Source organism: Ralstonia sp. 25mfcol4.1 (assembly GCF_900104095.1).
In the GTDB taxonomy this organism is placed as follows: Bacteria; Pseudomonadota; Gammaproteobacteria; order Burkholderiales; family Burkholderiaceae; genus Cupriavidus.
Genome location: NZ_FNJO01000018.1, coordinates 53,670 through 74,797, shown reverse-complemented (window position 1 = coordinate 74,797; position 21,128 = coordinate 53,670). Strand labels below are relative to the sequence as shown.

The 21,128-nt window shown below is 59.0% G+C and carries 20 protein-coding genes; 9 read left to right on the top strand and 11 right to left on the bottom strand.

Annotated elements, in window-relative coordinates; translation table 11 throughout:
- Positions 1-231: 231 nt before the first annotated feature.
- Positions 232-1,023 (top strand): hypothetical protein, encoded by a 792-nt coding sequence (locus BLQ58_RS28960; protein ID WP_139186172.1) that lies wholly within the window; start codon positions 232-234, stop codon positions 1,021-1,023.
- Here the strand turns inward: BLQ58_RS28960 and BLQ58_RS24960 are convergent.
- Entirely contained in the window at positions 966-2,042 is a 1,077-nt protein-coding gene (locus tag BLQ58_RS24960) for a helix-turn-helix transcriptional regulator (protein ID WP_049815975.1), read from the bottom strand. The two genes, BLQ58_RS28960 and BLQ58_RS24960, sit on opposite strands and share 58 nt — an antisense overlap.
- Positions 2,043-2,229: 187 nt before the next feature.
- On the opposite strand from BLQ58_RS24960, the gene BLQ58_RS24955 reads away from it, so the two are divergent.
- A complete protein-coding gene (locus BLQ58_RS24955; protein ID WP_092602853.1) occupies positions 2,230-3,645 on the top strand; it encodes a hypothetical protein in 1,416 nt (471 codons plus the stop codon).
- Positions 3,646-3,655: 10 nt separating this feature from the next.
- Positions 3,656-6,925, top strand: a complete 3,270-nt coding sequence (locus BLQ58_RS24950) for a hypothetical protein (RefSeq protein ID WP_029051403.1) — start codon at positions 3,656-3,658, stop codon at positions 6,923-6,925.
- 164 nt (positions 6,926-7,089) lie between these two features.
- Here BLQ58_RS24950 and BLQ58_RS24945 read toward each other — a convergent pair whose 3' ends face one another.
- The gene (locus BLQ58_RS24945) at positions 7,090-7,980 is read right to left on the bottom strand and encodes a restriction endonuclease (protein WP_175459998.1); all 891 of its coding nucleotides are present in this window, start codon (positions 7,978-7,980) and stop codon (positions 7,090-7,092) included.
- Positions 7,981-9,079: 1,099 nt separating this feature from the next.
- Here BLQ58_RS24945 and BLQ58_RS24940 point away from each other — a divergent pair.
- The 4 genes from BLQ58_RS24940 (at position 9,080) to BLQ58_RS24925 (ending at position 11,801) form a co-directional block, all read left to right on the top strand.
- Positions 9,080-9,475, top strand: coding sequence for a hypothetical protein (locus BLQ58_RS24940; protein WP_029051402.1), 396 nt, complete (start codon positions 9,080-9,082; stop codon positions 9,473-9,475).
- Positions 9,476-9,652: 177 nt separating this feature from the next.
- On the top strand, positions 9,653-10,048 hold the full coding sequence (locus BLQ58_RS24935) for a response regulator (RefSeq protein ID WP_092602849.1): 396 nt from the start codon (positions 9,653-9,655) through the stop codon (positions 10,046-10,048).
- Entirely contained in the window at positions 9,993-11,270 is a 1,278-nt protein-coding gene (locus BLQ58_RS24930; RefSeq protein ID WP_029051401.1) for a LytTR family transcriptional regulator DNA-binding domain-containing protein, read from the top strand. Before BLQ58_RS24935 ends, BLQ58_RS24930 begins: the two co-directional genes overlap by 56 nt.
- A 288-nt stretch (positions 11,271-11,558) precedes the next feature.
- On the top strand, positions 11,559-11,801 hold the full coding sequence (locus BLQ58_RS24925) for a hypothetical protein (RefSeq protein ID WP_029051400.1): 243 nt from the start codon (positions 11,559-11,561) through the stop codon (positions 11,799-11,801).
- A gap of 178 nt (positions 11,802-11,979) precedes the next feature.
- Here BLQ58_RS24925 and BLQ58_RS24920 read toward each other — a convergent pair whose 3' ends face one another.
- The 5 genes from BLQ58_RS24920 to BLQ58_RS24905 form a co-directional block, all read right to left on the bottom strand.
- Positions 11,980-12,432, bottom strand: coding sequence for a metal-dependent hydrolase (locus tag BLQ58_RS24920; RefSeq protein ID WP_175459997.1), 453 nt, complete (start codon positions 12,430-12,432; stop codon positions 11,980-11,982).
- A 57-nt stretch (positions 12,433-12,489) separates the two neighbouring features.
- A complete protein-coding gene (locus BLQ58_RS24915; RefSeq protein WP_139186170.1) occupies positions 12,490-12,798 on the bottom strand; it encodes a hypothetical protein in 309 nt (102 codons plus the stop codon).
- Positions 12,795-13,199, bottom strand: a complete 405-nt coding sequence (locus BLQ58_RS24910) for a hypothetical protein (protein ID WP_029051397.1) — start codon at positions 13,197-13,199, stop codon at positions 12,795-12,797. Before BLQ58_RS24910 ends, BLQ58_RS24915 begins: the two co-directional genes overlap by 4 nt.
- Complete coding sequence (locus tag BLQ58_RS28955) at positions 13,199-13,507, bottom strand: hypothetical protein (RefSeq protein ID WP_139186169.1); 309 nt, start codon at positions 13,505-13,507, stop codon at positions 13,199-13,201. The genes BLQ58_RS24910 and BLQ58_RS28955 overlap by 1 nt, the downstream gene beginning before the upstream one ends.
- Before the next feature lie 368 nt (positions 13,508-13,875).
- Positions 13,876-14,886, bottom strand: a complete 1,011-nt coding sequence (locus BLQ58_RS24905) for an IS30 family transposase (RefSeq protein WP_092602843.1) — start codon at positions 14,884-14,886, stop codon at positions 13,876-13,878.
- 926 nt (positions 14,887-15,812) lie between these two features.
- Between BLQ58_RS24905 and BLQ58_RS29755 the strand changes: the two genes are divergently transcribed.
- Complete coding sequence (locus BLQ58_RS29755; protein ID WP_139186168.1) at positions 15,813-16,076, top strand: hypothetical protein; 264 nt, start codon at positions 15,813-15,815, stop codon at positions 16,074-16,076.
- Between the two features lie 216 nt (positions 16,077-16,292).
- Positions 16,293-16,463 carry a sigma factor-like helix-turn-helix DNA-binding protein gene (locus BLQ58_RS29345; RefSeq protein ID WP_217636078.1) on the top strand — a complete coding sequence of 57 codons (171 nt, stop codon included), beginning with the start codon at positions 16,293-16,295 and terminating at the stop codon, positions 16,461-16,463.
- 141 nt (positions 16,464-16,604) lie between these two features.
- Here the strand turns inward: BLQ58_RS29345 and BLQ58_RS24890 are convergent, their stop codons facing one another.
- From BLQ58_RS24890 to BLQ58_RS24875, 4 genes are all read right to left on the bottom strand, one after another.
- Positions 16,605-16,928 (bottom strand): hypothetical protein, encoded by a 324-nt coding sequence (locus tag BLQ58_RS24890; RefSeq protein WP_029051357.1) that lies wholly within the window; start codon positions 16,926-16,928, stop codon positions 16,605-16,607.
- 23 nt (positions 16,929-16,951) lie between these two features.
- Positions 16,952-18,094 (bottom strand): hypothetical protein, encoded by a 1,143-nt coding sequence (locus tag BLQ58_RS24885; protein WP_139186167.1) that lies wholly within the window; start codon positions 18,092-18,094, stop codon positions 16,952-16,954.
- Between the two features lie 242 nt (positions 18,095-18,336).
- Entirely contained in the window at positions 18,337-18,702 is a 366-nt protein-coding gene (locus BLQ58_RS24880; RefSeq protein ID WP_029051355.1) for a hypothetical protein, read from the bottom strand.
- A gap of 167 nt (positions 18,703-18,869) precedes the next feature.
- A complete protein-coding gene (locus BLQ58_RS24875) occupies positions 18,870-20,993 on the bottom strand; it encodes a CHAT domain-containing protein (RefSeq protein WP_175459996.1) in 2,124 nt (707 codons plus the stop codon).
- Positions 20,994-21,128 lie beyond the last annotated feature (135 nt).

Genomic DNA, 21,128 nt, shown 5'->3' with positions numbered 1-21,128 from the left:
TGATGTTTCGACACTCGGACTACCCTTTACCTGTCCTCCCTGATCGCCCGACGTCCCATGCGAATAGTAGTTCGATCGGTTGAATCAGCCGTCGCCCGCTGATAAGGGGCAACAAGCTAACTGGCGAACTGGACATCCTATGTCCAGCTCAAACGCGCACCGTTCTGGACACTGAACGTCCACCTCGGGCCCAAAACTGGCTACATCACAACCAGCCAGACCGGGCCCCCCATGCCACACCTTACGGGTAGTAGCGACCATGCCAGCCACCGCGAACATCGTACCGATCCGAATATTGCCAACGATGTCGGCAACGTGCCGGCGATCCGAGTGTCCTTGCAGCGCTGGGGTATCCCAGCCGACGCACTTCGCGCGATGGTGGCTACGTTGAATGCTGCCGACCAGCGTATCGTCTGGTCGGAACACGAGGATGGAGCGCCCGCCGACATGATCGTGCATATGGTCAACGTCGAGGGCCTTGCCGGACCATCGTTCCAGGCCTCGTGGAATCTTATGGGCCCCGTCGATGCATTGCGCACCGCACTCGAACAGGGCGTCCCGGCGATCGCACTGGCCACGGGCGAAGCTCGGCACTTGCCACTGATCCGCTCGGGACATTGGATCACGTCGGGTTCGCGCAATCTCGTGACTGCGGCGCGCATCCTCGCAGGCGCGGCCATCCTGGATGCGAGCGAGACTGATCCAAAAGCCATATCCATACGGCTTTCAGCGCTGGCGTCACAGAACGCTCTCGCATGTCTGCATCGCGTCGTTGCCGCATCTCCCGAAATTCTGGCGTCCAGTGTCCGCATGATGATGGACGACGCGTGGCGCGCTTATGCAACCCCGTCTATTGTCAGCATCGGCGTGGCGCCGGGTGTCGGGCTGGATCTTCCGCCAGGCAGTACGAGAGCGCGAATACTGCGTTCCCAGCCCGCTGAGACCGAAGCCGACGTGCTACTCGCCTACCCTTGGCCAAATCTATTCAATCCGTTGGAACCGGACGTACTCGCGTCGTCATAGGCGACCAGCGCACGTCGCAGCCGCCCAGCAATATCGGCCCGCAGGGCGGCGGGCGAAATCACCTCGACGGCATCCGCACGCTCAAGCAAGAGATTGCTCAGTGCGACAGATGGCGCGACGGTGGCCGTCAGCATGAAGCCGCCGTCCGTATCGGTGATCGCCTGGTCTTCCGAGAACTTCAGCTCGCGAAACGGGCTATGAAAACCGCCGGTCTCGCGCACACGCAGCACCATTTGCACGGGAGGTTCGGAGAAAAACTCGAAAGTCCGTTCGTCACGCACATATGTGTCTAGCGAGAATGCCCCGTCGCGTGCCAGCACCGCATCGCACGTCGTGGCGGCGTGAATCCGATCCATGCGCAACAGGTGCCGTTTCGTCCCGCCGTCGGCACGCGGGCGATCGGCCACCAGATACAGGACCGGACCTTTCTCTACCAAAGCAAGCGGTAATATGGCGAAGCGCCGCGGCTCCACCGTTGAGGTCCGACCATTCCGATATTGAATCTCGACGCAGGCATCCCGATACAGCGCGTCAAGCACCGCATCCAGTACCCCCTCGGGAATCCGTGGCGCGATCAGCGGATAGCGCCCGTCGAGCCGCGTCGTCTTGCCGACCCACGCCCGAGCCGCTGCCAGTCGCGTGGCCGTCACGCTTTCTTCAAGGACGCGCATGGCACCGTCGAAGTAATCCGCCAGACCGTCGGTCACACTGGCCGGGATATGCGTATTGGCGAGTTGCCGCAATTTCAGCAAGGCGACCGCAAGGTCAACCGGCGGGCGCAGCGCATCCTTGTTGACAGCAACAGCAGACATGGCGCGCCATTCGCGATTGGCATCCTCGCCACGACGCTGCGCCAGTTGCAGGGCTTCGAGTTTCAGGAAAGATCGTGTGACCTTCTTCGGGTATGCAGCAGCATCTCGCGCAACAACCTCGCGAATCAGGTCGCCCGATCGCTGCCACCTTCCAGCATGCGCCCGAAGCACCTTCAGCACCAGATAGTCGAAATCGCCCAACGGCATGGGTATCGTAGAAAAAACGCAGTTCGGCCAAATCTAGGCGAACTTGCGGACTGCTGTCTATCCCTCTATGGCGGGTGCCGCAATCCGCCGCCTTCCCCTCAAGATCATCGACAACGTCGCCGATAAGCCCAGAGGGTACATGACGGCTCGCCGCTTGACGAAGTGACATCCCAGTCAGGAGTTCGCATTGAACAACGATCAAAAGAAAGCAGTAACGGATTCGATCAGCGCATGTCAGATCTGGCCTGCTCAGGCCACGGAGAAGATCGGCCAGATGCTTGGTGAAATCAACCAGGCAAACTCAATCATGGGGAATATTTCCGCGACTGCGCAAAATAACGCCATCAAGGGCGGCTTTGCCGCTGAAACCTTCCACGCTGAATCCTTCAACCTTGACGCCATCCTGAAAGACAAGGATGTGCGCGCCTTCACTGACGGATTCTCCAACACGCCCATTCCTCGCAATGACCCCATGCACGATATCGTCGTCATGAAAGACGGCAAGCAGGTTCTGGGCGCGCAGTTGAAGTATTACAAGGATGCCGACGCCACACAGAAGGCGTTCCGGTCCAGCAAGGATGGCGTGCATCGCTATGAGCACAGCGATGTGTTTCTGGGGCCATCCGATCAGATCGACGGTATTCAGGCTTCCGCGCAGAAAGCCGTACTCAAAAACAAGGAGACACGTCCTCACGTCTCGCAGGCGGCCGAGAAAGTACGGGACAAAACGGCGGGCCAGCTCGATGTGGACGGCGTTCAATCCACGTCCCTGAGCAAAAGCGAAGCCGAGCAAATTGGTGCGGGTACCAAATCAGGCAAGGCGTCGCACGAAAAAATGCAGACGGGCTACCTGAACAAGGCCACAGTGCAGCAAAGCCTGCGGGCAGCAGGTTCTGCAGCGGTTATCACGGCCGTGACCGCGGGCTGCATCAACGCCTTCCAGTGTATTCGGCAAGTAAAGAATGGGGAGGTCACTGCGGAGCAGGCCGCCACGCGCATTCTGCGCGATACGGCGATTGCCGCCGCCGACAGCGCACTGAAGGCAGGTACGGCAACGGCAAGCGTCAGCATGGTGGTGCGCTCCTTCCCCGAACTCTTCGCGGGCTCAGCATTCCAAAGCAGTCTTGTCGGCGGCACCGTTGCGGGCGCCGCGATCTGCGCGGTGGATCTCGTTCAATGCCTCGTCATGGTTGCTGCGGGCAAGATGACCGTCGCGGAACTGGAAACTCGTACGGGCAAAAATGTCTTCCAGACTGGTGCCGCTGTCGTCGGGTCCGCTGTCGGTGGATCGATCGGCGCGCTGGGGGGGCCGGTAGGGGCAGTGATTGGGAGTGTGGTGGGCGGCATGATTACTTCGCTCGCCATGAGCATCGCACTGGACAACCACGTCGAGAAGAACTTCAGGCTCACACTTGCTGCCTCGGAACGGGTGGCCAGCAATGGCATCGCCGTGCACGACACCTTAAAGTACCTGCAGTTCTCCCAAGAATACTTTGCGGATTTTCACAAGGGACTTTATCTGTCCGAACGGCATTTCACACATCAAGTCAAGACTATGCAGGCGCAGAGCGCTCGCCTGAAGCAGAAGATCAACAATCTCTGAGACCGAAACAATGAACGAAGCATCCGTAGCTGAACAACAGCAGATCTTTGATGCACCGATGGAACAGGCGGAACGCGAGGCGGTCAACGCACTGGTCACCAAGCACAAGGCGAATGCCGCTCTAACCCAGCAACTTGCACTTGATGCGTCGCGACTGGTGACGACGAGCCAGGAGCGGCTTGCCCGTCAGGCCGAAGCGGGGTTCTTCAAACGCTTGGCCAGTGCCATCAGCGGCAAGACCAACGAGAACCAGGCATTGAACCAGTTGGACATGTTGAAGATTCAACGGTTCGCATGGCACTACCTGCAGCAGCTTCAGCAGCAGAACCTGATCAACGCACAGGCAATCGCTGTCATTCGCAACAATCTCGGGACGATGAATGACTACATCATCGAAACCCGGGATTTCCTGGAACACGCCGTCGACAGACTCCATCACCGTCTGCAGCATGTTGAGAACAACACAGGCTTCAACACCTGGGCACTCAACGTCGAGGCCAACAAGCGCCGTTTCAAGTCGATTCCGAAGAACCTGTTGATCTTGCGGCTGACATATGACTTCATGCGCCGGAATCCACAGGTCAATCTCACCGGAGACGATGTCGACAACTACCTTGTGACAACGCTCGAGAAGCTCCATGTCAATTGCGATGAGGAGATCAGGCTGCTCGATTTCGTCAGTGAACTGATCGACCAAATCGACGTCGTTGGCATTGCCCAGTATCGCGCCGCAATCGAGCTGTCATTCGATGACCACACTATCGATTCCGACTTCATCCAGAAGAACGTCTCCGGCATTGGATTCAACTCCCTTTACTTCCTGTCTGATCACTACGACAAGATCGTCGATCTGATCGGCGATGAGTCACTGTGCAACAGCGACGAAGCGCGCGAGAAAATCATATCGAAGTTCTTTGGGCGCGAGTTGTCCGGGCTTTCCACTGTCTATGGCATCCGCGCCCTGATTCACGAGATGGTAGGAGGTAGCCAGGTCGCCATTGATATTTATAAGGATGTGCATGGGCTGAACGTCGTGGAGGAAGCGGTGGAGGAAATTCCTGCGTCTTCCGCGTCAGAGGCCGTGGCGCTCGTCTCATCGCTGTCGGATATCAAGGCACACACCGGCCTCGATAGCAGCAGCAGCGCGGAGTGGAAGCGCCAGTACCTTGTACTTCTCGCGCTGTGCGTGGAGAATTCGGTATCCTTGAATGCCATGTCACGCGAATTCATTTCGCTGTTGACGGAACGGGCTGACTTGCCGGATCTTCAGCCGGAAATGCTTCAAGTGGCGGATCAGCCCCGCAAGCATAGCGAGTATCAATCCACGCTGCTGGCGACGCTTGATACCGAGGACAAGAAATACACCTGGCTGATCGATGCGTTCTATCTTTTGACGCTCGCTGGAAGACCTGTCGAAAGCCCATCCGTCAAGGTGCTCCTAGGCGTTCTCAAGCCGGCTCAGCTAAAGGAATGTCTGCCGGCCATGCTGACCCTCGTCAACGGCGATGATGAATCAGAGGTGTTGGCTGCGGCGAAGACGCTGTCGGCCCTTACACGCGGCTGGCGAAACATACTCCAATATCGGACGCTGCGTTTCGATAGCTACTTCGCAGAACCAGTCAAGCGACTGGACGCAGTGAGTTGGCGCGTTACGCAACAGCTGCTGGAAATGAGCAGCGTGTACGCAAAAGGTATGGAACATTCTGTCTTCTTCAATTTCTCCGATGGCAGTTTCGTGAGCAACCTTACTGACAAGGCCTCCGCAAAAGTATGTAGCATGGGGCGTAGTTCCGCACTATCCGGCTTGAACGAACACCGCAAGAAGGCCCGCGCCTTGATAACAGAGAACCGTTCGGCGTTATCGCAGGCCAACAGCGTGATTTCCCAGTGGGGCATGCCTGATTTCGAGTGCAAGGACGACATCGCTTACTCGGACTACGAACTCGACAATTCGGCCGAGAACGAAGACTGGGGTGATCAGTTCGGACGTTACTACCACCAGGTAGAGGGCGTGCTGGAAGCGTTCTCGCGAGCATGCAGCGATGCTTCCGATCAGATCGGATTCTTCATGGGGGGAGATTTCGATAAGTCCGTCGTCAAGATCCGGGAACAGAAGCAGGCGGATCGCTTGCGACGGGAGCAACTGGAAAAACTGGAGAAGCAATCCGTAACCCTGACAAAAGATGGTCGAGAGCACCTGTTCACGATCGAGTGGACGAAGGTGGAGAACCCCCCGTGCGATCCAGACAAGATCAACCACGTCAAGACGGATGGAAAGATTTGGCTGATTGTCGCCAGCGTCGACTCCAATGACGTGTTCTATCGCAGCGAAGATGGGGTCCATTGGCAGGAGGTGCTACTCGATACCCCCGACTTCAAGGTCTGGTTCGAGAGCATCTCCATCGTCAACGGTACTTGGCTAATCAGAAACAGAGCAAGCTCACGCGGCACGCGCAGCGAGGGCGTCTACTATTCCAGCGACGCCCTCGAATGGCGACATAGGTTGGGCCCAGTACCGGCCAATAACAGCAGTCTCTCGCTCAACGACGGCCACCTATCCACCAAGGAAATTATTTATTTCAATGGCATGTGGCTGTGGATCTGTACGCAATATGAGCGATACAGCTACATCGAGAAAGGCTTTTTCTCCGACTCGACAAAGACCGGCTCCTACGCCAGGACAATCGTGTTCTGCGCCAAGACGCTTGATGGACCCTGGCAACGCTGGGACAAGTCACCGACACCTGATGAAGGCGTAAAGATCGAGACGATCTCTGCCCTCCCAGGACGAAATGCGCTGCTGGCCTTCTGCGAATACGACTACTCGTACTTGCGCGACAAAAAAAAGCCAGAGATGCCGCCGTTTGTCATGTACTACGGTGCGGCAAAGACATGGCAAAAGTGCAACTGGGGTGGCAGCACCAACTTCGGGCACTATCGGACGCCGCCAGCCTTTGCCGATGGGGGCGACGAGCTGGTATACATCGGCTCAGAGATCCTCAGTTCCGAAAAAGGATACGACTGGCAACTTCGGGATTCGAGCTTATCGTTCAAGGGCTATTTCCCGTTGAAGGACGTCAGTCTCTTCACACCGGACAACAGCGGCTCGGCCATTCACGTGAGTCAGGATCTCAGGGAATTCAAGGAGCTCATGCTGGACGATGGTGCTTGGAGTCACCTGACGGCAAACCAGGCAAACATCCTTGGTGTGTACTATGCCAACAGGCACGAGGAAACAATGCTCCGGATCGGCAATTACATCACCCAGGAAAAGTCGTGATCCTAGGATGCCCCTCTTCCACTGCAGGCGAGAGGGGCATCCTCGTACGGGTTATGGGTACGTCGTACCTACAGTTGAGGCCAGATGAGTTCCGAGCTTGATGCAGACAATGTGGGGATGCGCTATCAGGGGCATCGGAGCGGCGCTCGACAATCCTCAGTGAGTTAGCTGCGTAGCAGTTCAATTTTCGATCGGCACTTTAGCCGACCGTAGTTTGAGCAGCCCCAGAAAGGACGTTTGACGTTAGTAACTGGGTTCATCAGCCCTCCGCATCGCGCACAATTGGGCCGCCAATACTGGCCCTCGGTAGCAATCTGCAGTAGTGCGGCTTTACGTGAGCCGTCCAACGTTCGAAGTCGATTGACCATTTCCATACCGTCGATGGTCATAATGCGTGCGATGGCAGCTTCCGCCATCGCGGGGCGAGTAAACGAAGACATGGTGACGAACACGCCGTCCTTCACCCCTTCTCTAGTCATGACCCCTAGAAGCGAGCGAATCTGCTCCACGTCCACGCGTCTCCTGCGCCATCCCTTGCATTGAATAAGCTTGACGGGAATCGGGATGTCCTTGAAATACAGCGAAATATCGATGCCGCCGTCGGCCCCGTGGCTGCGCTGTTCTGTTCGAAACCCATGCGCGGCAAAGTACGCTCCACACAGAGCTTCGAACCTGTTCCAAGACAATGCAAGCAACAATTCCAGGGAAAAATCGTCTGTCGAAATTTCCGGACGATCGAACTGCGCAAGCAGCGCGTTGCTATGCTGCTTCCCGGCCACGAATTCACTTTCATGATTTTCCTGAAGTGCCTTGCCTGCTTCCAGCATTGCAGCTGCAGCGTCGATGGCACGTTGCAGCAAAATTCTTCCTTGACCCATGTTGTTTCTCAGCGTTGTACTTCTTTGCAGGTGCCGTCTCAGGTCGACTGTGGTCGCCAGCGTGCATTGCACTAAAAATAACAGCGTGTATTGCGGCGTCCATACCCAAACGGTGGGGGCAGTTGCATATGTACAACTTCTGATATTTTGCGGGGCCGTCTGGACGGACGCTGCCATGGACGGGACATCCCGATATGGCGAGCGAGAGGACATCTGATTTAGCCAGCCACCCTCCGCGCCGGGCCTCAGCCGGGGTCAGATCACGCTGGAGGATGGCGGCCATTTTCCGGTTCGGGTGGTGAACTGCCACACCGGAAACGCCTTGCCGATCGCCCCGCCGCGTGGTGTGACACTGTAGACGTGACCATGCCGCCGCGGACTAGCGTTGCACGCCTACATGGCCACTGCGCAATATCGTTCGGACGGACGCCCCTAGCAGCGACGCGATCAATCGCGGTCTCGGTCGCAATTTATGTTAAATGCGATGCGTAGGCGGAACAATATTTCAACTTGCGGACTACAGCCCGATGTCAACCCGGAGATACTTTTGCTCTCTCTTCTGCTGCAAAATCATTCGATCGAGTAATTTGCGAACAGCGTCTTGGGGAGGCTGGCGCACCGGCGGCCATCGACCGCTATGCTGCGACCCTTCAAACGCCTTCTGCACCGGTCCGCCCTGACCCGTATAAAGAGCGCTTGCGGGTACTGTCCAACCTGGCTGCGCTGCCGGTGGGGTCAACCTTGCGGTGCGAGGAAGTGAAAAAGGTTCTTCTGCGCGAGAAGTCGGGCAGCATCACGATATTTGATTTCCCTCAATACCAAATTAGCCGGGGACTCATCTGGACGGAAGTCTCGTCGACGGCAACTCTAAGTTGTACGCGCCTCCTAGTTTACAAGCGGATGTGAGCCTTGTTTTTGCCCCATTGCTAACTCTGAGTTGATCCGTGCGGGTCTTATTCTGCGATGAGCGGCGCGCCGGGGAAGTTGAATCTGGCTAGAAACGGTCATAGGCGGATCGAAAGCCAGAGTGCTGCCGATTAACGCAGACAGCTCGCCCTCCGTACGTAGCCCACCCGACTTTGGTGGGATACGCACCCGTGACATTCCTCCGATAAACCGATTATCGGCCCTAATCCGCGCTCGTCGCTCGATCTCGGCACTCGTCGCAGACCCCGCGCGCCGGCAGCACTATCACGGCAAAGTTCGCTCATCCACTTCCGCCCGACGGGGTGGCTGAACCAAGACGCCAACTCATTGAACACAACACCAAGAGACCATGACTCACGCCATCCAAATGTCCACCCTCAACCGTGCCACTCTCGCCGTTGTAGCAATGCTGATCGCCATCGCGGCCCCGGTACAGGCGATGACATCCCAGGACGTAAGCAGCAAACTGGACGACATCACCTTTGAGGCAGGCGCCCGGAAGATTGCCTACTTCTGCGGGGGCAAGTCGTTCGGGGACGCGTTCACCCGCGACTCGAAGCAGTACGTGAAGCTGACTCTCGGCAAAGATGCCGAGCAGCGTATTGCAGGGACCCCCGTAACCCCGGAAGTTTCCAGGGAGGCTTGCCCTGGCTTGATGAGCCAGATGAAGGAATTGCAGCAGAATCGCAATGATTCGGTCAAAATTTTGCAAGAAATCGCGAATAAGGAATCCAAGGCGAAGTAGTAATGCCGCGCGAAATCTGCCACGACTGACGCATGCCGGGACACCTATGCTGTCCCGGTGTTGCCCTCCCCACCCTCTCCCACAGCCACCTCTACCAGCCTTGCCCACTGCCATAATTGCCGACGACGAGCCCTGTAATGCGAGCTTCGTTGCGCGACCACCTCACCGTTCTCCGGCCTGAGCTTCAGATCGTCCACGAGGCCGACTAGTGCCCTGGTTGTCATCGCGGTCCAGCAGTCCGATCTCGCGCTACACGATATCCAGATGCCGGGTATGACGGGTATTGAGGTCGCGCGCAGGTTACTCGCCCACGTTCGCGTGGTGTTTGAGACGGCATTTGATCATTACGACGTTCAAGCCTTCGAGGCCAATGCCATTGACTACGTGCTCAAGCCCGTCGAGACCATCCGCCTCGCCCAGGCGGTCGGTCGGGATCAAGCCGACGCTTCAGGACGAGTCCGCTACAAGCCGTCTCGATGCGTTGTTCCGGCAGTTGAGGCAACAGCCCACGCCTGCCATGCTGGAATGGCTGCAAGTGTCGAGCGGCTCGCAGGTCCTGATGGTGCATATTGACGACGTGATGTACCTCGAATCGGATTCCAAGTACACACGGGTGCTCGGCGAGGACTGCGACGGCATCATTCGCACGTCGCTCAAGGAACTGGCCCCCGCGCTTGAGGCGAGTTTCATTCAGTCTCACCGAATCGTGCTGGTTAATCGGCGCCATATTCGCTCCATCCACCGCACTGGCGAAGTAATGGAATTGGAACTGCGCGGACGCCCGGAACGACTCAAGGTATCGTTGTCGAAACAACTCCTCTTCCGTTCGATGTTAGCCGGCGTGGAGCATTCCACATCTTCCGCCGCCCGCCACTCCGTCCGTGCGCTCGTTGGCATGACGGCTCTCGTACTACTTGGCCTTGCCGACTGGCGGTTTGGTGCTGGCACGACCACCGATGGGATCTTGCAAGGCATGGCCTTGTTCGCGGTACTCGGTGGCGCAGCGATCCTCCTGACCGCCGCGCGTGCCCGTCCATGGCCACAGGCTTGGGCCGCGGCGTTACTGTCCGTTACCGAAATACTGCTCGGGGTACTGCTGATAGCAGCGGTCGCCGCACCCGTAATGGTGCTTTTTCCGGGGAGTCTGTCAGCCGGGCTGTCTGTCAGCCTTGGCTCGATGAATGTCGTCATTGCGCTATTGCTCGGGCTTGCGGCCACTGCCGTCACCCGCGCGTGGGCAAAATACGCTGGCCAGCACCGGCGCTGCTCGTTGCCGCCCGCGCCCGCGCCGACAAGGCAGAGGCGGAGCGCGAGCTGGCACGGGCTGAGCTGGCGCTGCGCGCGGACGCAGATCGAGCCACACTTTCTCTGGAATACGTTGGCGACGATTCAATATCTGTCGCGCACGAATCCCGGTGAGGCCGGCGACATGGTGGGCTTGCTCATTCGCTTCCTGAAGCGCGCCGCATCGGCGGCTGACGCAGGACGCGCCGCTTTCACGCTCGCCCAGGAAGTCGAATCTGCGTATATCGGCATCATGCAGATCCGCATGGGACCGCGTCTCAGAACGTCAATCGCCATCGAGGAAACCTGTAAGGCGATGCCGTTCCCTGCGCTGGTGCTGCACGCGCTGATAGAGAACGCCTTCCGCCACGGACTCGAGCCGAAGGCGGGGCCTTGCAGTCTTGTCGTCACGGCAGTGCTCGATCCCAACGCAGCGCACGCCTGGCAGGCACGGTCACCGACGATGGCATTGGCCTGCGGCCTGATCCTGGCCCGCTTGGCACGGGGCTGAAGCTGCGAAGCATTCGCGAGCGGCTTCGCCAGATGTACGGCGAAACGGCCCGTCCGGTACCAGAATGAACTGACCGGCGTCACCGCGACTGTCTCGGTTCCAATTGAACATGCCTGACAAAATGAAGTCGCACACCTCATTGTCCTGAGCTTGCTCAGAACAGCTGTTTAATGGAATGTTCATTGCTCTGTCAATTTTGGCCAGCGGGGGACTGCTCCCGTTTCGACAGCAACTGCGCCGGGGCAACCGGCTCGCCTCCGCGAGGAATATCTGCGAGCCGTGCTATGGATGGTTGAGCTCCAGCAGGTAGAAAGGGTGCCGTTCTATCGCGACATCGAACTGTGCATGGCCCAATGCGCGAAAGCTCGCCCCGCGCAGATGTCCAGGCAGCAGCTCGAGGACTTACGCGCTCACTGCAGCTCAGTGGCCAAGACGCGCGAATGGGGCATGCCTGGCATCAGCGCGCTGTTTGACAAGGCCATCAGTCCGGCAACGACCGGAACGCTCGCCAAGGATGCCGATGCGCGCTGACCGCATCCGGGCCGCTGTGCAGTCGGCCAAGGCGTGCGTCGATCGACATCGCGACCTGGAGAGGCGCCTGTCGTGCATTGCGTTGACGGTGGCAGGACGCCGGCTTAGCAGCAGTGAAACCGAGACGGTCTCGGCGCTGGCGGAGCCAGCACGTCGGTGAGAGCCGCGCCACAAGAACTCAAACATCTACGCCTGACACCCGAGACCGCCCGAGCGCCCTCTTCCTGAACCTGCCAATCCAATCCAGCCCGCTGGATACGCATTGGAAAATGAACCAGCAGGTCAGCGGCGCAAGCCCCCAGGACAGCGGCTCCATCCAATCCATGAAGAATGCATTACCCTTAAGTGGGTAGAAGGGTTGCATCTCGGCGTGCACCAGCATGTCCAGAAGAATGTGGCTCAACGTACCGAGGAACGCGCCAAGGGTCCAAGGTCGAGATCTAAAGCCGACCAACGCGATAACGGCTCCCAACGGGATCGCGGCAAGGAAACTGTGCGTCATCGGCGGGTGATCCGGAATCGCCTGGCTCGTGAGCCAGCACTTGATCGCCGCACTATCGAGGAAAATATTGGCGAGGACGAGCGAAACCGCGCTCACCCGGCCGCGAGCGAATTGGTTGATCGGAGCCATAACTCCGAAGTGCAAGGGTGTGATCGGCATAAAGGTTGTAAACTTCGATGCTTTCCGCTACTTGGGCGCCCGGCTTAGTATCTGGAGCTTCCCGCCAACTGCGCCAACAAAAACCCGGTCCCCAACTTTCAGTTGAAGCGTTTCATCGGCAGGCAGGCATCGTCGGATTGGGTCCGGATGGACGAAGAAGGTGAAGACCTCGCTCCCCGGCTCAGCATAAAAATCCGTCTGAACGAGAACCTGGCCTGTGGGGCAATTGCCGTCGAGAACCAGGCCGAGGTAGGCGTGTTGTCGCGGGCCTGCTTGCGCGAGACTGGCCATCAATCCAAGCGCAGCAGCAAAAAGGGCTGTCTTCATGGCGATCAACGAGCCGATACCTTGTGGTCGCTGAAGGCGAGGAACATTGCTGCCGCCATCACAACGACCAGCGCGTAGAGTGCCAGCCCGGCGGCGAGGCGTCCTTGCATCGTGAACATAAGAGAGATACCAAGCGCAACGCCAGCGGTGATGATCCGGGGCACGTGCTGCTCCAGCCAGGACAGCATGGCGTAGCCAAGGGACGCTAGGAACAGCAGATACGCTATCCCTCCAATGTGCTGGCCAGCCTGGTAGGTCCCGTTAGCCATATTCACCAGGGGGAAGTACCAGAGAATGATGGCTGTCGTACCGAGAAGAGTGCCGATCGTCTTGTGTTGCAATTGATTGCTCCATAGTTGTTGTTTGGCATTGCCGATGGCCCGCACTGTGTCCGATGCGGCGGCGTGCATCAATGCCAGGGCGACGAGCGCGGCGTGGGCGCGACGAAACTGTCGAGCGTAGTGACGAGCGTGGCGGCTCCGCCTTCGAGCAAACTGGCTGGATCACGAGCCGATCGTTTCATTGCCGGCTCGACGGGGGCCAAGAGCGCCCACCAGGCGGAAAAAGTTGCAGTCACCGTGCCAGTGACATCGCTGCGGGCGTAGGGAATTGCAGCAAGCGGGCATTTGTCCACCGTTGCAAGAGTTTCGTCAGCCAAACGGGTGGCTTGTCGCAATCCTAGCGACGAAAACGTTCGCGCCAGCAACGATTCACCCATGTCTCAACACCTGCTCCTCCCCATGGCCGCCTCTCTCTGCTCCCGCATTTCGCCGACCTTGATTGTCCTGGCGCTCGTTCGCGCTGTCGGTGCTTGCGCCGCACCTACGAAAACGCTAAATCCTCTCCCGCCACCTGCCAGTCAGCCGCCGCAGGCCCCTCAGGCGTCGGTTAAAGAGCTTTCCGAGCAGGAGCTTCTCTCGTTTCCCTTCCGTCGCAATCCAAAGGGAGCGGCGGAACTACGCGAAATCTCAGGCTTCGACCTCAATGGGCACCTACCAAGGCAACCGTTTTGAGGCGGAGTACATCTGCTCAGACGTGTGCCCCAACTACACAGTTCTCGTTTACCACTTCATTGACATGGCGGTTTCAAGTCTGAGATGCAACACCAGTTCGTAATTTGTTGATCTCTTCGGCCATGGCTTCGGCGGGAGTGGCGAAGTCGAGAACCGCCCGAGGGCGATAGTTCAGCGCCTTCGCGACTCTGTTCAAGTACCCCTGCGAGAAGACCGATAGATCGTCGCCTTTCGGTAAATACTCCCGAACCAGTCCGTTCATGTTCTCGTTGCTTGGCCTCTGCCACGGACTGTGCGGGTCGGCAAAGAACACTTCGATACTGACTCGCCTGGTCAACTCCGCGTGATGCGCCATCTCTTTGCCCTGGTCGTAGGTCAGGCTCTTGCGAAGCGCCAGCGGCACACGACGAAACTTCTTGGTCAACGCCTCCAGCGCTGCCTCCGCCCCGCAACCGTCCATCTTCGCCAGCACCACGAAGCGCGTCTTGCGTTCCACCAGCGTCGCCACTGCGCTGCGATTGCCCGCGCCCTTGATCAGGTCGCCTTCCCAATGTCCGGGCACCAGCCGATCGAACACCTCCTCGGGCCGCTCGTGGATCGAGCGCATATCCTGCAGCTTGCCTCGGCGATCGTTCCCCGCGCCCCGCGACCGACGCTCCTTGTGGGCCTTACGCAGGCTGCCGACTAGCTCGCGGCGCAGCTCACCGCGCGGCGTGGCGTAGATCACGCAGTAGATCGTCTCGTGGGACACATGGAACTCCGGCTGGTGGGCATACATGCGCCGGAGTCTGCCTGCAATCTGTTGCGGTGAATAGCCCACGCGCAGCCATGCTCTCACCAGTTTCAGCAGCGCCGTGCCTGCTGCCAGCTTGCGCGGCCCACGTCGACGCCTTCTCAGCGCCATACCCTGCGCGCTCGCAGCATCGTAGGAACGATGACCTCCGGCCCGGGCAACCTCGCGTGAAATAGTCGACGGACTTCGCCCCACCACTCTTGCGACCTGACGCAGGCTGCACCCCTCGTTTAGCAGGCGATGAATACAGTTACGCTCTTCGATACCCAGTTGACTGTAGCTTTGTCCCATCCCAACACCCTAACATCAGGGTGTTGCACTTCATTCTAGAGACCGCCCATTAAGACCCCGAAGCCTGCAGGAAGCTCGGGGGCGGATGGGTCGGGGCGATAGTGCCCTTCGCAATTGGGAAACGAGAACGCATGTTTTGCCGGCCTCGCCGCGGGATGAGCCAGTTGCGCTGAGCGTCAACTAATGCGGACCTGGACTGAGCCCTGCATGCACCCCTTCTCACGAATCATCCTTCTGGCCGCTTCAGCCTTTTGCGTCGGCTTCTTCGGGCTCGTGGGCCCCGCTAGCACTCGCGTGTTCCACCCGGATCTGGATGAGCCACTTAACTGGGCGGCCTGGTCACTCTTCGGCGCAATGCTCGCTGCGCCCCTATGGGTGCCAGCCGTGGTACCGCCAAGCGGGCCTTGCCTTCTCTTCGTATGCCGCTGGCTCAGTGCATTGATCCTCATCGTGTCAGCGATGTTCACAATCGCCGGTAGCATGCCACTGTCCGTCACGCTCCTGCTTTTTGCCGCTGTACTCGCACTTGGCGGGACAAAGCGCCAATAGCCGCGCCGCGGCGCGGAGCTGCGCTACATGACCGGCTTTCGCCAGTCGTACGCCCTCTTGCGCGATTCGACAACGATACCTCGGATGTCAGTGACCGTGCGCAGGATGACGGCGACGGCAAAGCTGGCGCCGACGAGTCAAAAAATATGACGAAGCGCGGCCCGCCTCGAACAGTTTCTGACCGCAAGTCTCTGTATATTTTTGCGCATGCGTGCCCGGTTCGAACACGTTTCTCAAACGATTGGGGACTGAAGAAGCCCGTTCCGAAGCAATTGCAGACGTGCCCGCGGAAGCCCGGAGCGAACTCGCGCCGATCCGCTTGACGGTCAAAAACGGTCGACCGCCGGAGTGCAAGCGTGCTCTGAGCGTAGACTGAGGTGCGTACGTTTGAACGGAGCATCCTGGAGATTGCGGTCAAACGCTGTGCTATGCCCCGGGAGACGTCTATCGAGTTCTTTCTGGGCCACAAGATCGATCTGAAGCGGACCCGCCACATCGGGACAAATGGCCCCACACTTGAACGGAATTTTCCGGCCATGCAGGCTTGCCAGCAGAAATCCTTCGACATACAGGCGAGAGCTATGCTATCGCTCGAACGACTCATGCGGATCAACCGCCAGACGTACACCGGAGAGTCGTAGGGCAGGCCAAGCTCTAGATGATCAAGGTCCTCCGCAACTGGTCATTTCCATCGCCGAGAAACATCTAAACGGAATACAACATCCACCTGATAAAGGCGGTAGACAAGCGCGAATACCGGCGGGGTTGGAGTTTCTCGACCTACGCGACGTGGCAGGTGCGGCAAGCCGTACCACGCACTGGCCAATGGTGGGCGGAGCATCCATGCGCCGGTCCCCATGATGCAATCGCGCGTCGGGCTCGGCAAGAACACCGAGCACGCGCTCGAAGAGATGGGCAAGCAATTCGATACGACCCGGGAGCGGATCTATCAGATCGAAGCCATAGCGATGCGCAAACTAAAGAACCCCGCTTGTGCGGACAAACTGATGCAATTTCTCGAGCGTTGAGCAAAGGTGAGGCGATTCGCAGCCTTTGTTCAACAACGCCGCATACGGGTTCGCGCTTTCCTAAGTCGGTATATATAGACGCGACCCCGTATCAGATACGGCGAGAAACGTGGCGCAGCTGGCCTTGGGTTCGGCGCGGAGCTATTTTCCGAATTCGCGGGCGTAGCTCTCCGCCACGGAGCGTTCGACCCGATTATAGGCACGCTTGTACGATTCGCTTTGGTCCTGCCTGCGAATCTCCGCTGCGATTTCGCCCGCAGTCGGGGTCGGTGCCTGTACACCACCGCATCCGGGGCAGGATTCGGGCGTGATGCCAGGGATCACGCCAGTGGTCATCTGAATGGCCGCCTCCTCCGAGAATCTTCGGCCGGAGATCTGATCGAAGAAGTATGCTGCAATCTGGGCCATGGCCGGAAAAGAAACGAGCAGAAGCGTCGTCAGAACGGCGGTGTGTTTGATGCGCATTATTATTTTCCTGGTGGATTGGATCAAAGCGCGCCTTGCACGGAGAGAAGCGAGCAGACACGTTTGCCATTGGGATCGCTGGGCATGCTAGCGCTGCAGTCGCCTCGCGTAGCGTACGCATTGCATCTGGGCACTGCGTCGCGAAGGTACTTGCTGGCGACAGCCGTGCAGACGTCTCGACGGCGCGCAACGCGTGCCTTCGGCTCGGCAAGGGTCGCCACGATCGACTTCGCGCGCGCCTGGCAGATCTCAAACTCGTCTGAATCTTTCTTGAACGGCTGACAATACTTCTCCGGCTTGGCCGGCATGAACTTCGCCTTGTAGCTCGACAACGGCGATACACGGGCGGTCGCAGCGTCGAACTCGGCCGTAAGCGCGTCGATATCAGCGATGCGCGCCTTCGCCTTCCCGATCAGGTTCTCCGGGTCGGGGGCGCCTTGGTTACGACTGATAAACCGTTGCAACGAAGGCTTGTCCCTGGCACTGGCATACTCCGCCCTGAATTCCCCCAGTGCAACGAAACCTGGCAGGTTGGCGGCCGCAACAGCAGCGGTCACGGCTTCGGTATCCGTCTTGGTGAAGCTCTTCTCCGAATCCACCACCTCCGACAAACCGAGGGTCAGGACTCCCATCGTAGCGCGCGCGGCGGCAACCCCCGCATCGGTGTCGGCGCTCCGACGGAAGCCGGTCGAGCAAAACGTGTAGCCGCCAGAACGATCCGTCTCTTTCCCCGCACCACTCACGACGCAAAGCTCGAGGTAGTCGGTCTTGCCGCTACGCGGATGCTTTTCAAAGTACAGGGCCACAGTCTTCGTGAGCGGATCGTAGATGACCCGCTCGGTGGCGGGATCGCGCAGATCTCCGGTGGTTGTGGTGATCCAACCGCCAGCGGTTTTCGTGAGGAAGTAGACTTGACTTCCCCTGGCATTGCCGATTGCAGGTTTCCCATAGGCAATGCCGCTCGCCGATCTCTCCGGCGAAGTCGCGGCGTTCGCCCCGTTCCGCGACCGCGCGTTGTCCGTCGCGCAGGCTCCGAGAAGACCAGAGCACGCCAGGGAGACCAGAATAGTTGCCACTGATGGGCGCCGTTTTGTCATCGCATTCGCTTTCCATTGCCCCGAGGGGGCTTGATCGAGAAGTGGCCCACGCTTGCGCTGCGCAGACATGCCCGCCACACCGGGCGCGTTTCCTTAAATAGAAGAGTGGACCCAGAGCTACATATCGGCTGCCTGTAAAAAGAATTGAGCGCCTCACAGGCGGTGCGAAGCATCAGCCTGCGCGTGGAGGCCGTGATGGCGGCGTTTCGGCACGGCTTACACGCTTGTTATGTCGTCGCTCAAGCCCTAACGGCATGGGGAGGCTCGGAATGTGCCCCCGCAACGTACGGCACAGGCCGGTCCAATGCGCGTCAGCGTGGTTCCGGAGAGAAATACAGAGCCGTGCCGCACTGCGAGCAAAAGTGTTCACGCATAAACGTACGTTGCATGAGCCCGCGGACCCGAATATGGCGTCCGGCACAGGCATGGCAGGTGATCGCATCGCCCCGGACGGCGTTGGGATAGGTGCGGCGATACCAGGCATGGTTCTCGGTTTTCATCCGAACCATGCGTCGGTGCTGGTGACGAACGTTCACAAGAATGGTAGCGCCAATTCCGCCAAAGAAGAGCCAGAAGAAGCTATCGGCGAGTTTGCCTTGGAAGATCAGGATCAGCGCGGATCCAAGGCCGAGTACGGCGAAGGCGCCGGCAAACACGTAAGCGAAGATGAAACTCATTTGAACAGGCTCCCATCCATGTAGGAAGGCGTTGGTACTTCGGGCCGATTCATCTCTCACTCGTTGAACCGTCCGCCATGCACGCATTCTCAAGAAGTTCTTCGAACGAAGCGACGAACTTCCGACGAATGCAGCCAGTGGCGCGACGAACTCCGGCAACCGGGCGACTAAGCCGGACTGGCGCCGGCACCCATGGTGCCGTCGCGCCCTGCGAACAGGAACGCGGCCCACGCCGAGGCAGGGTCGCCACGGCGCCACGAAGCTTCCTTCGCGCCCCGAAGCGCCTGGCTTTTCGGGACACCACTGGCCAGCAGCCGATAGAAGTCGGCCATCAGTCTCGCGGTCGCCTCGCCGGGTACTGGCCACAGGGACGTCACCGTACTGGCTGCGCCTGCCTGCTCCAGCGCGCGACGCAAACTGGCGACGCCCTCTCCAACATCGATGTCCCCATTGGCGGTGTCACATCCTGAAAGGACGGCTAGAGAGGTCCCTTGCAGAGAAAGCCGGGCGATATCCTTTGCCAACAGGACCCTATTGCCCGACTCGCCGGCCAGCAACAGGCCCGCCCGTCGACCAGGTAAGATAAGATCGACGATCTCGTCGCCCATAGGTCGCAGCGCGCGGTCAGAGCCCGTGTCGTCCGGAAGCGTGCCGATCAGCATGGCGTGCGTCGCAACGTGCAAGACGGTCGGCGCCTGACTCAGCTCCGTCAACGCATTTGGCGTCGCTTGCCCGCCCTCGTACATTACCGAGCGAATCTCCATGTGCGCGAGGCTGCCAGCTACGTTCGCGGCTTCCGTCGCAGTATCAGGCAATGTGGAAACCGCCCTGATGCGCATGCCGGCCTCCGTAAGCCTGACGGAAGCCATCCCGCCATCAGTCGTGGACCCCGTGCGATATGCCGGATTGGCGACAATGCATGCTGGCCCCGTGGCCCTCGGTTGTACCGCCGAGCCCGCCAGCGCTGCCAGTGATGAGACATGACGAATTGCTCGTCGGACGATTAAAGGCTGGCCATTTGGGTCCGGCAAGGCGTCGAACGGCAGCAGGTTAAGAGCGCCATCCGGGTCCATTACCCAGTCTTTTGCCCGGTTGACCTCTTCGGGGAGCTCGGCCAGCAGCATCTGTGCCAGGTTTTTGCCCACTCCCTCGGGATGCCGGCCAGAAAGCAATGCTCTGCGGAAGCTGAAAATCTGTTTGTCTATGACCGCGCATCCCCCGACTATGTGAAACTGGATGCCGCCAGGGTACAGAGCGTAGCGAAGGTAGATCGGAGGCCCGGCTGCCCCGTCGGGCGGCGGAAATGCTCGACAAACGATAAAGCCGATGGCCGGCGTCGTCCCGAGGTGCCGCACGACGTCGTCCAACAACGTTCCATCGACAGCCACGTCCTTACCAAGTCCTGCGTCGCGCAAGTATGGCAGCAGCCCGTCGAGCACGTCGATGTAGCGCATCGCCAGAGCTTGGAAAGTGGCGAAGCCCGCAGTGCTTGTTGGCTGCGATGCCATTTCGTCCTCAAGTTGATCCAGAACCTTACGCTTGCTAACAACGTCCTCGCGTGTGGCTTGGTCAAGGAGTGACCGCAATCGCTCAGCGTAGCGGGTAACGGCGCCTTTGGCTCGAACGATGTGGGACAACATCAAGGCCATCCTGGCATCGATATCCCGCCCGCTCGGCCACTGGCGTGCAATCGTGCCGCGCGAATGAGATGCCATAAACGCGCCAAGCCAGCAAGCCAACATTTCCCGGCCGATGCCAAAAGCCGCGAACAACGCCGTACCGTCCGGCATGGACGCGGTTGCTCCGGCAGAGCGAGCGAAATTCGCAGAGTACGCACGCTGAAAAGCCTCGTTTGCCAAAGGCCACTGATCTACCCGTGCGAACAGTGTAGCCAGCTTGAATTGCCTATACTCCCGTGCGACGTTCGCAACGAAGGTCCAGGCGTCGATAGGACCTTGAGTACGCAGTTCGTAGCGGTATAGCTTAGCCAGCGCCGCCGTATCACCACAAGCGACCAGTACTCGGCCCAGAGTGAACTGGATTTCGATGGATCCAGCCCCTGTGTCGTAGACCAGATTGGAGAGCGCGCGTGCTCGTCCTGATGCCAATACAACTGAGGATAGAAACTGTCGATCGAATTCGGCCTTGAGTAGAGCCGACCCCATAGCCTTATCTTGCCCCGCATCGGCGAAAATGAAGGGCCGCAGTCGGGTCTCGCGAACGCGACTCTGTGCCTCAAGTGCCTCCTCCAATACTGCGCGTGCCCTGTCTCGATCTCCAAGTTCGAACAAGACGTGTCCCAACTTCGGGCCTATATATATGCGCCACGGCCACCGCCTGCTCGGAGCCTCTTCCAATATGGTATTGGCGGCCTCAAGGACCGAAAGGGCTTCTTTCAATCGCCCAGCTTGAATCCAGAGCATTGC

What these genes read in the sequence shown, in the direction of transcription:
- BLQ58_RS28960 (WP_139186172.1), top strand. Translation starts at nt 232, where the DNA reads ATGCCACACCTTACGGGTAGTAGCGACCATGCCAGCCACCGCGAACAT.
- BLQ58_RS24960 (WP_049815975.1), bottom strand. Translation starts at nt 2,042, where the DNA reads ATGCCGTTGGGCGATTTCGACTATCTGGTGCTGAAGGTGCTTCGGGCG.
- BLQ58_RS24950 (WP_029051403.1), top strand. Translation starts at nt 3,656, where the DNA reads ATGAACGAAGCATCCGTAGCTGAACAACAGCAGATCTTTGATGCACCG.
- BLQ58_RS24945 (WP_175459998.1), bottom strand. Translation starts at nt 7,980, where the DNA reads ATGGCAGCGTCCGTCCAGACGGCCCCGCAAAATATCAGAAGTTGTACA.
- BLQ58_RS24940 (WP_029051402.1), top strand. Translation starts at nt 9,080, where the DNA reads ATGACTCACGCCATCCAAATGTCCACCCTCAACCGTGCCACTCTCGCC.
- BLQ58_RS24930 (WP_029051401.1), top strand. Translation starts at nt 9,993, where the DNA reads ATGCTGGAATGGCTGCAAGTGTCGAGCGGCTCGCAGGTCCTGATGGTG.
- BLQ58_RS24925 (WP_029051400.1), top strand. Translation starts at nt 11,559, where the DNA reads ATGGTTGAGCTCCAGCAGGTAGAAAGGGTGCCGTTCTATCGCGACATC.
- BLQ58_RS24920 (WP_175459997.1), bottom strand. Translation starts at nt 12,432, where the DNA reads ATGGCTCCGATCAACCAATTCGCTCGCGGCCGGGTGAGCGCGGTTTCG.
- BLQ58_RS24910 (WP_029051397.1), bottom strand. Translation starts at nt 13,199, where the DNA reads ATGCACGCCGCCGCATCGGACACAGTGCGGGCCATCGGCAATGCCAAA.
- BLQ58_RS28955 (WP_139186169.1), bottom strand. Translation starts at nt 13,507, where the DNA reads ATGGGTGAATCGTTGCTGGCGCGAACGTTTTCGTCGCTAGGATTGCGA.
- BLQ58_RS24905 (WP_092602843.1), bottom strand. Translation starts at nt 14,886, where the DNA reads ATGGGACAAAGCTACAGTCAACTGGGTATCGAAGAGCGTAACTGTATT.
- BLQ58_RS29345 (WP_217636078.1), top strand. Translation starts at nt 16,293, where the DNA reads ATGATGCAATCGCGCGTCGGGCTCGGCAAGAACACCGAGCACGCGCTC.
- BLQ58_RS24890 (WP_029051357.1), bottom strand. Translation starts at nt 16,928, where the DNA reads ATGCGCATCAAACACACCGCCGTTCTGACGACGCTTCTGCTCGTTTCT.
- BLQ58_RS24885 (WP_139186167.1), bottom strand. Translation starts at nt 18,094, where the DNA reads ATGTCTGCGCAGCGCAAGCGTGGGCCACTTCTCGATCAAGCCCCCTCG.
- BLQ58_RS24880 (WP_029051355.1), bottom strand. Translation starts at nt 18,702, where the DNA reads ATGAGTTTCATCTTCGCTTACGTGTTTGCCGGCGCCTTCGCCGTACTC.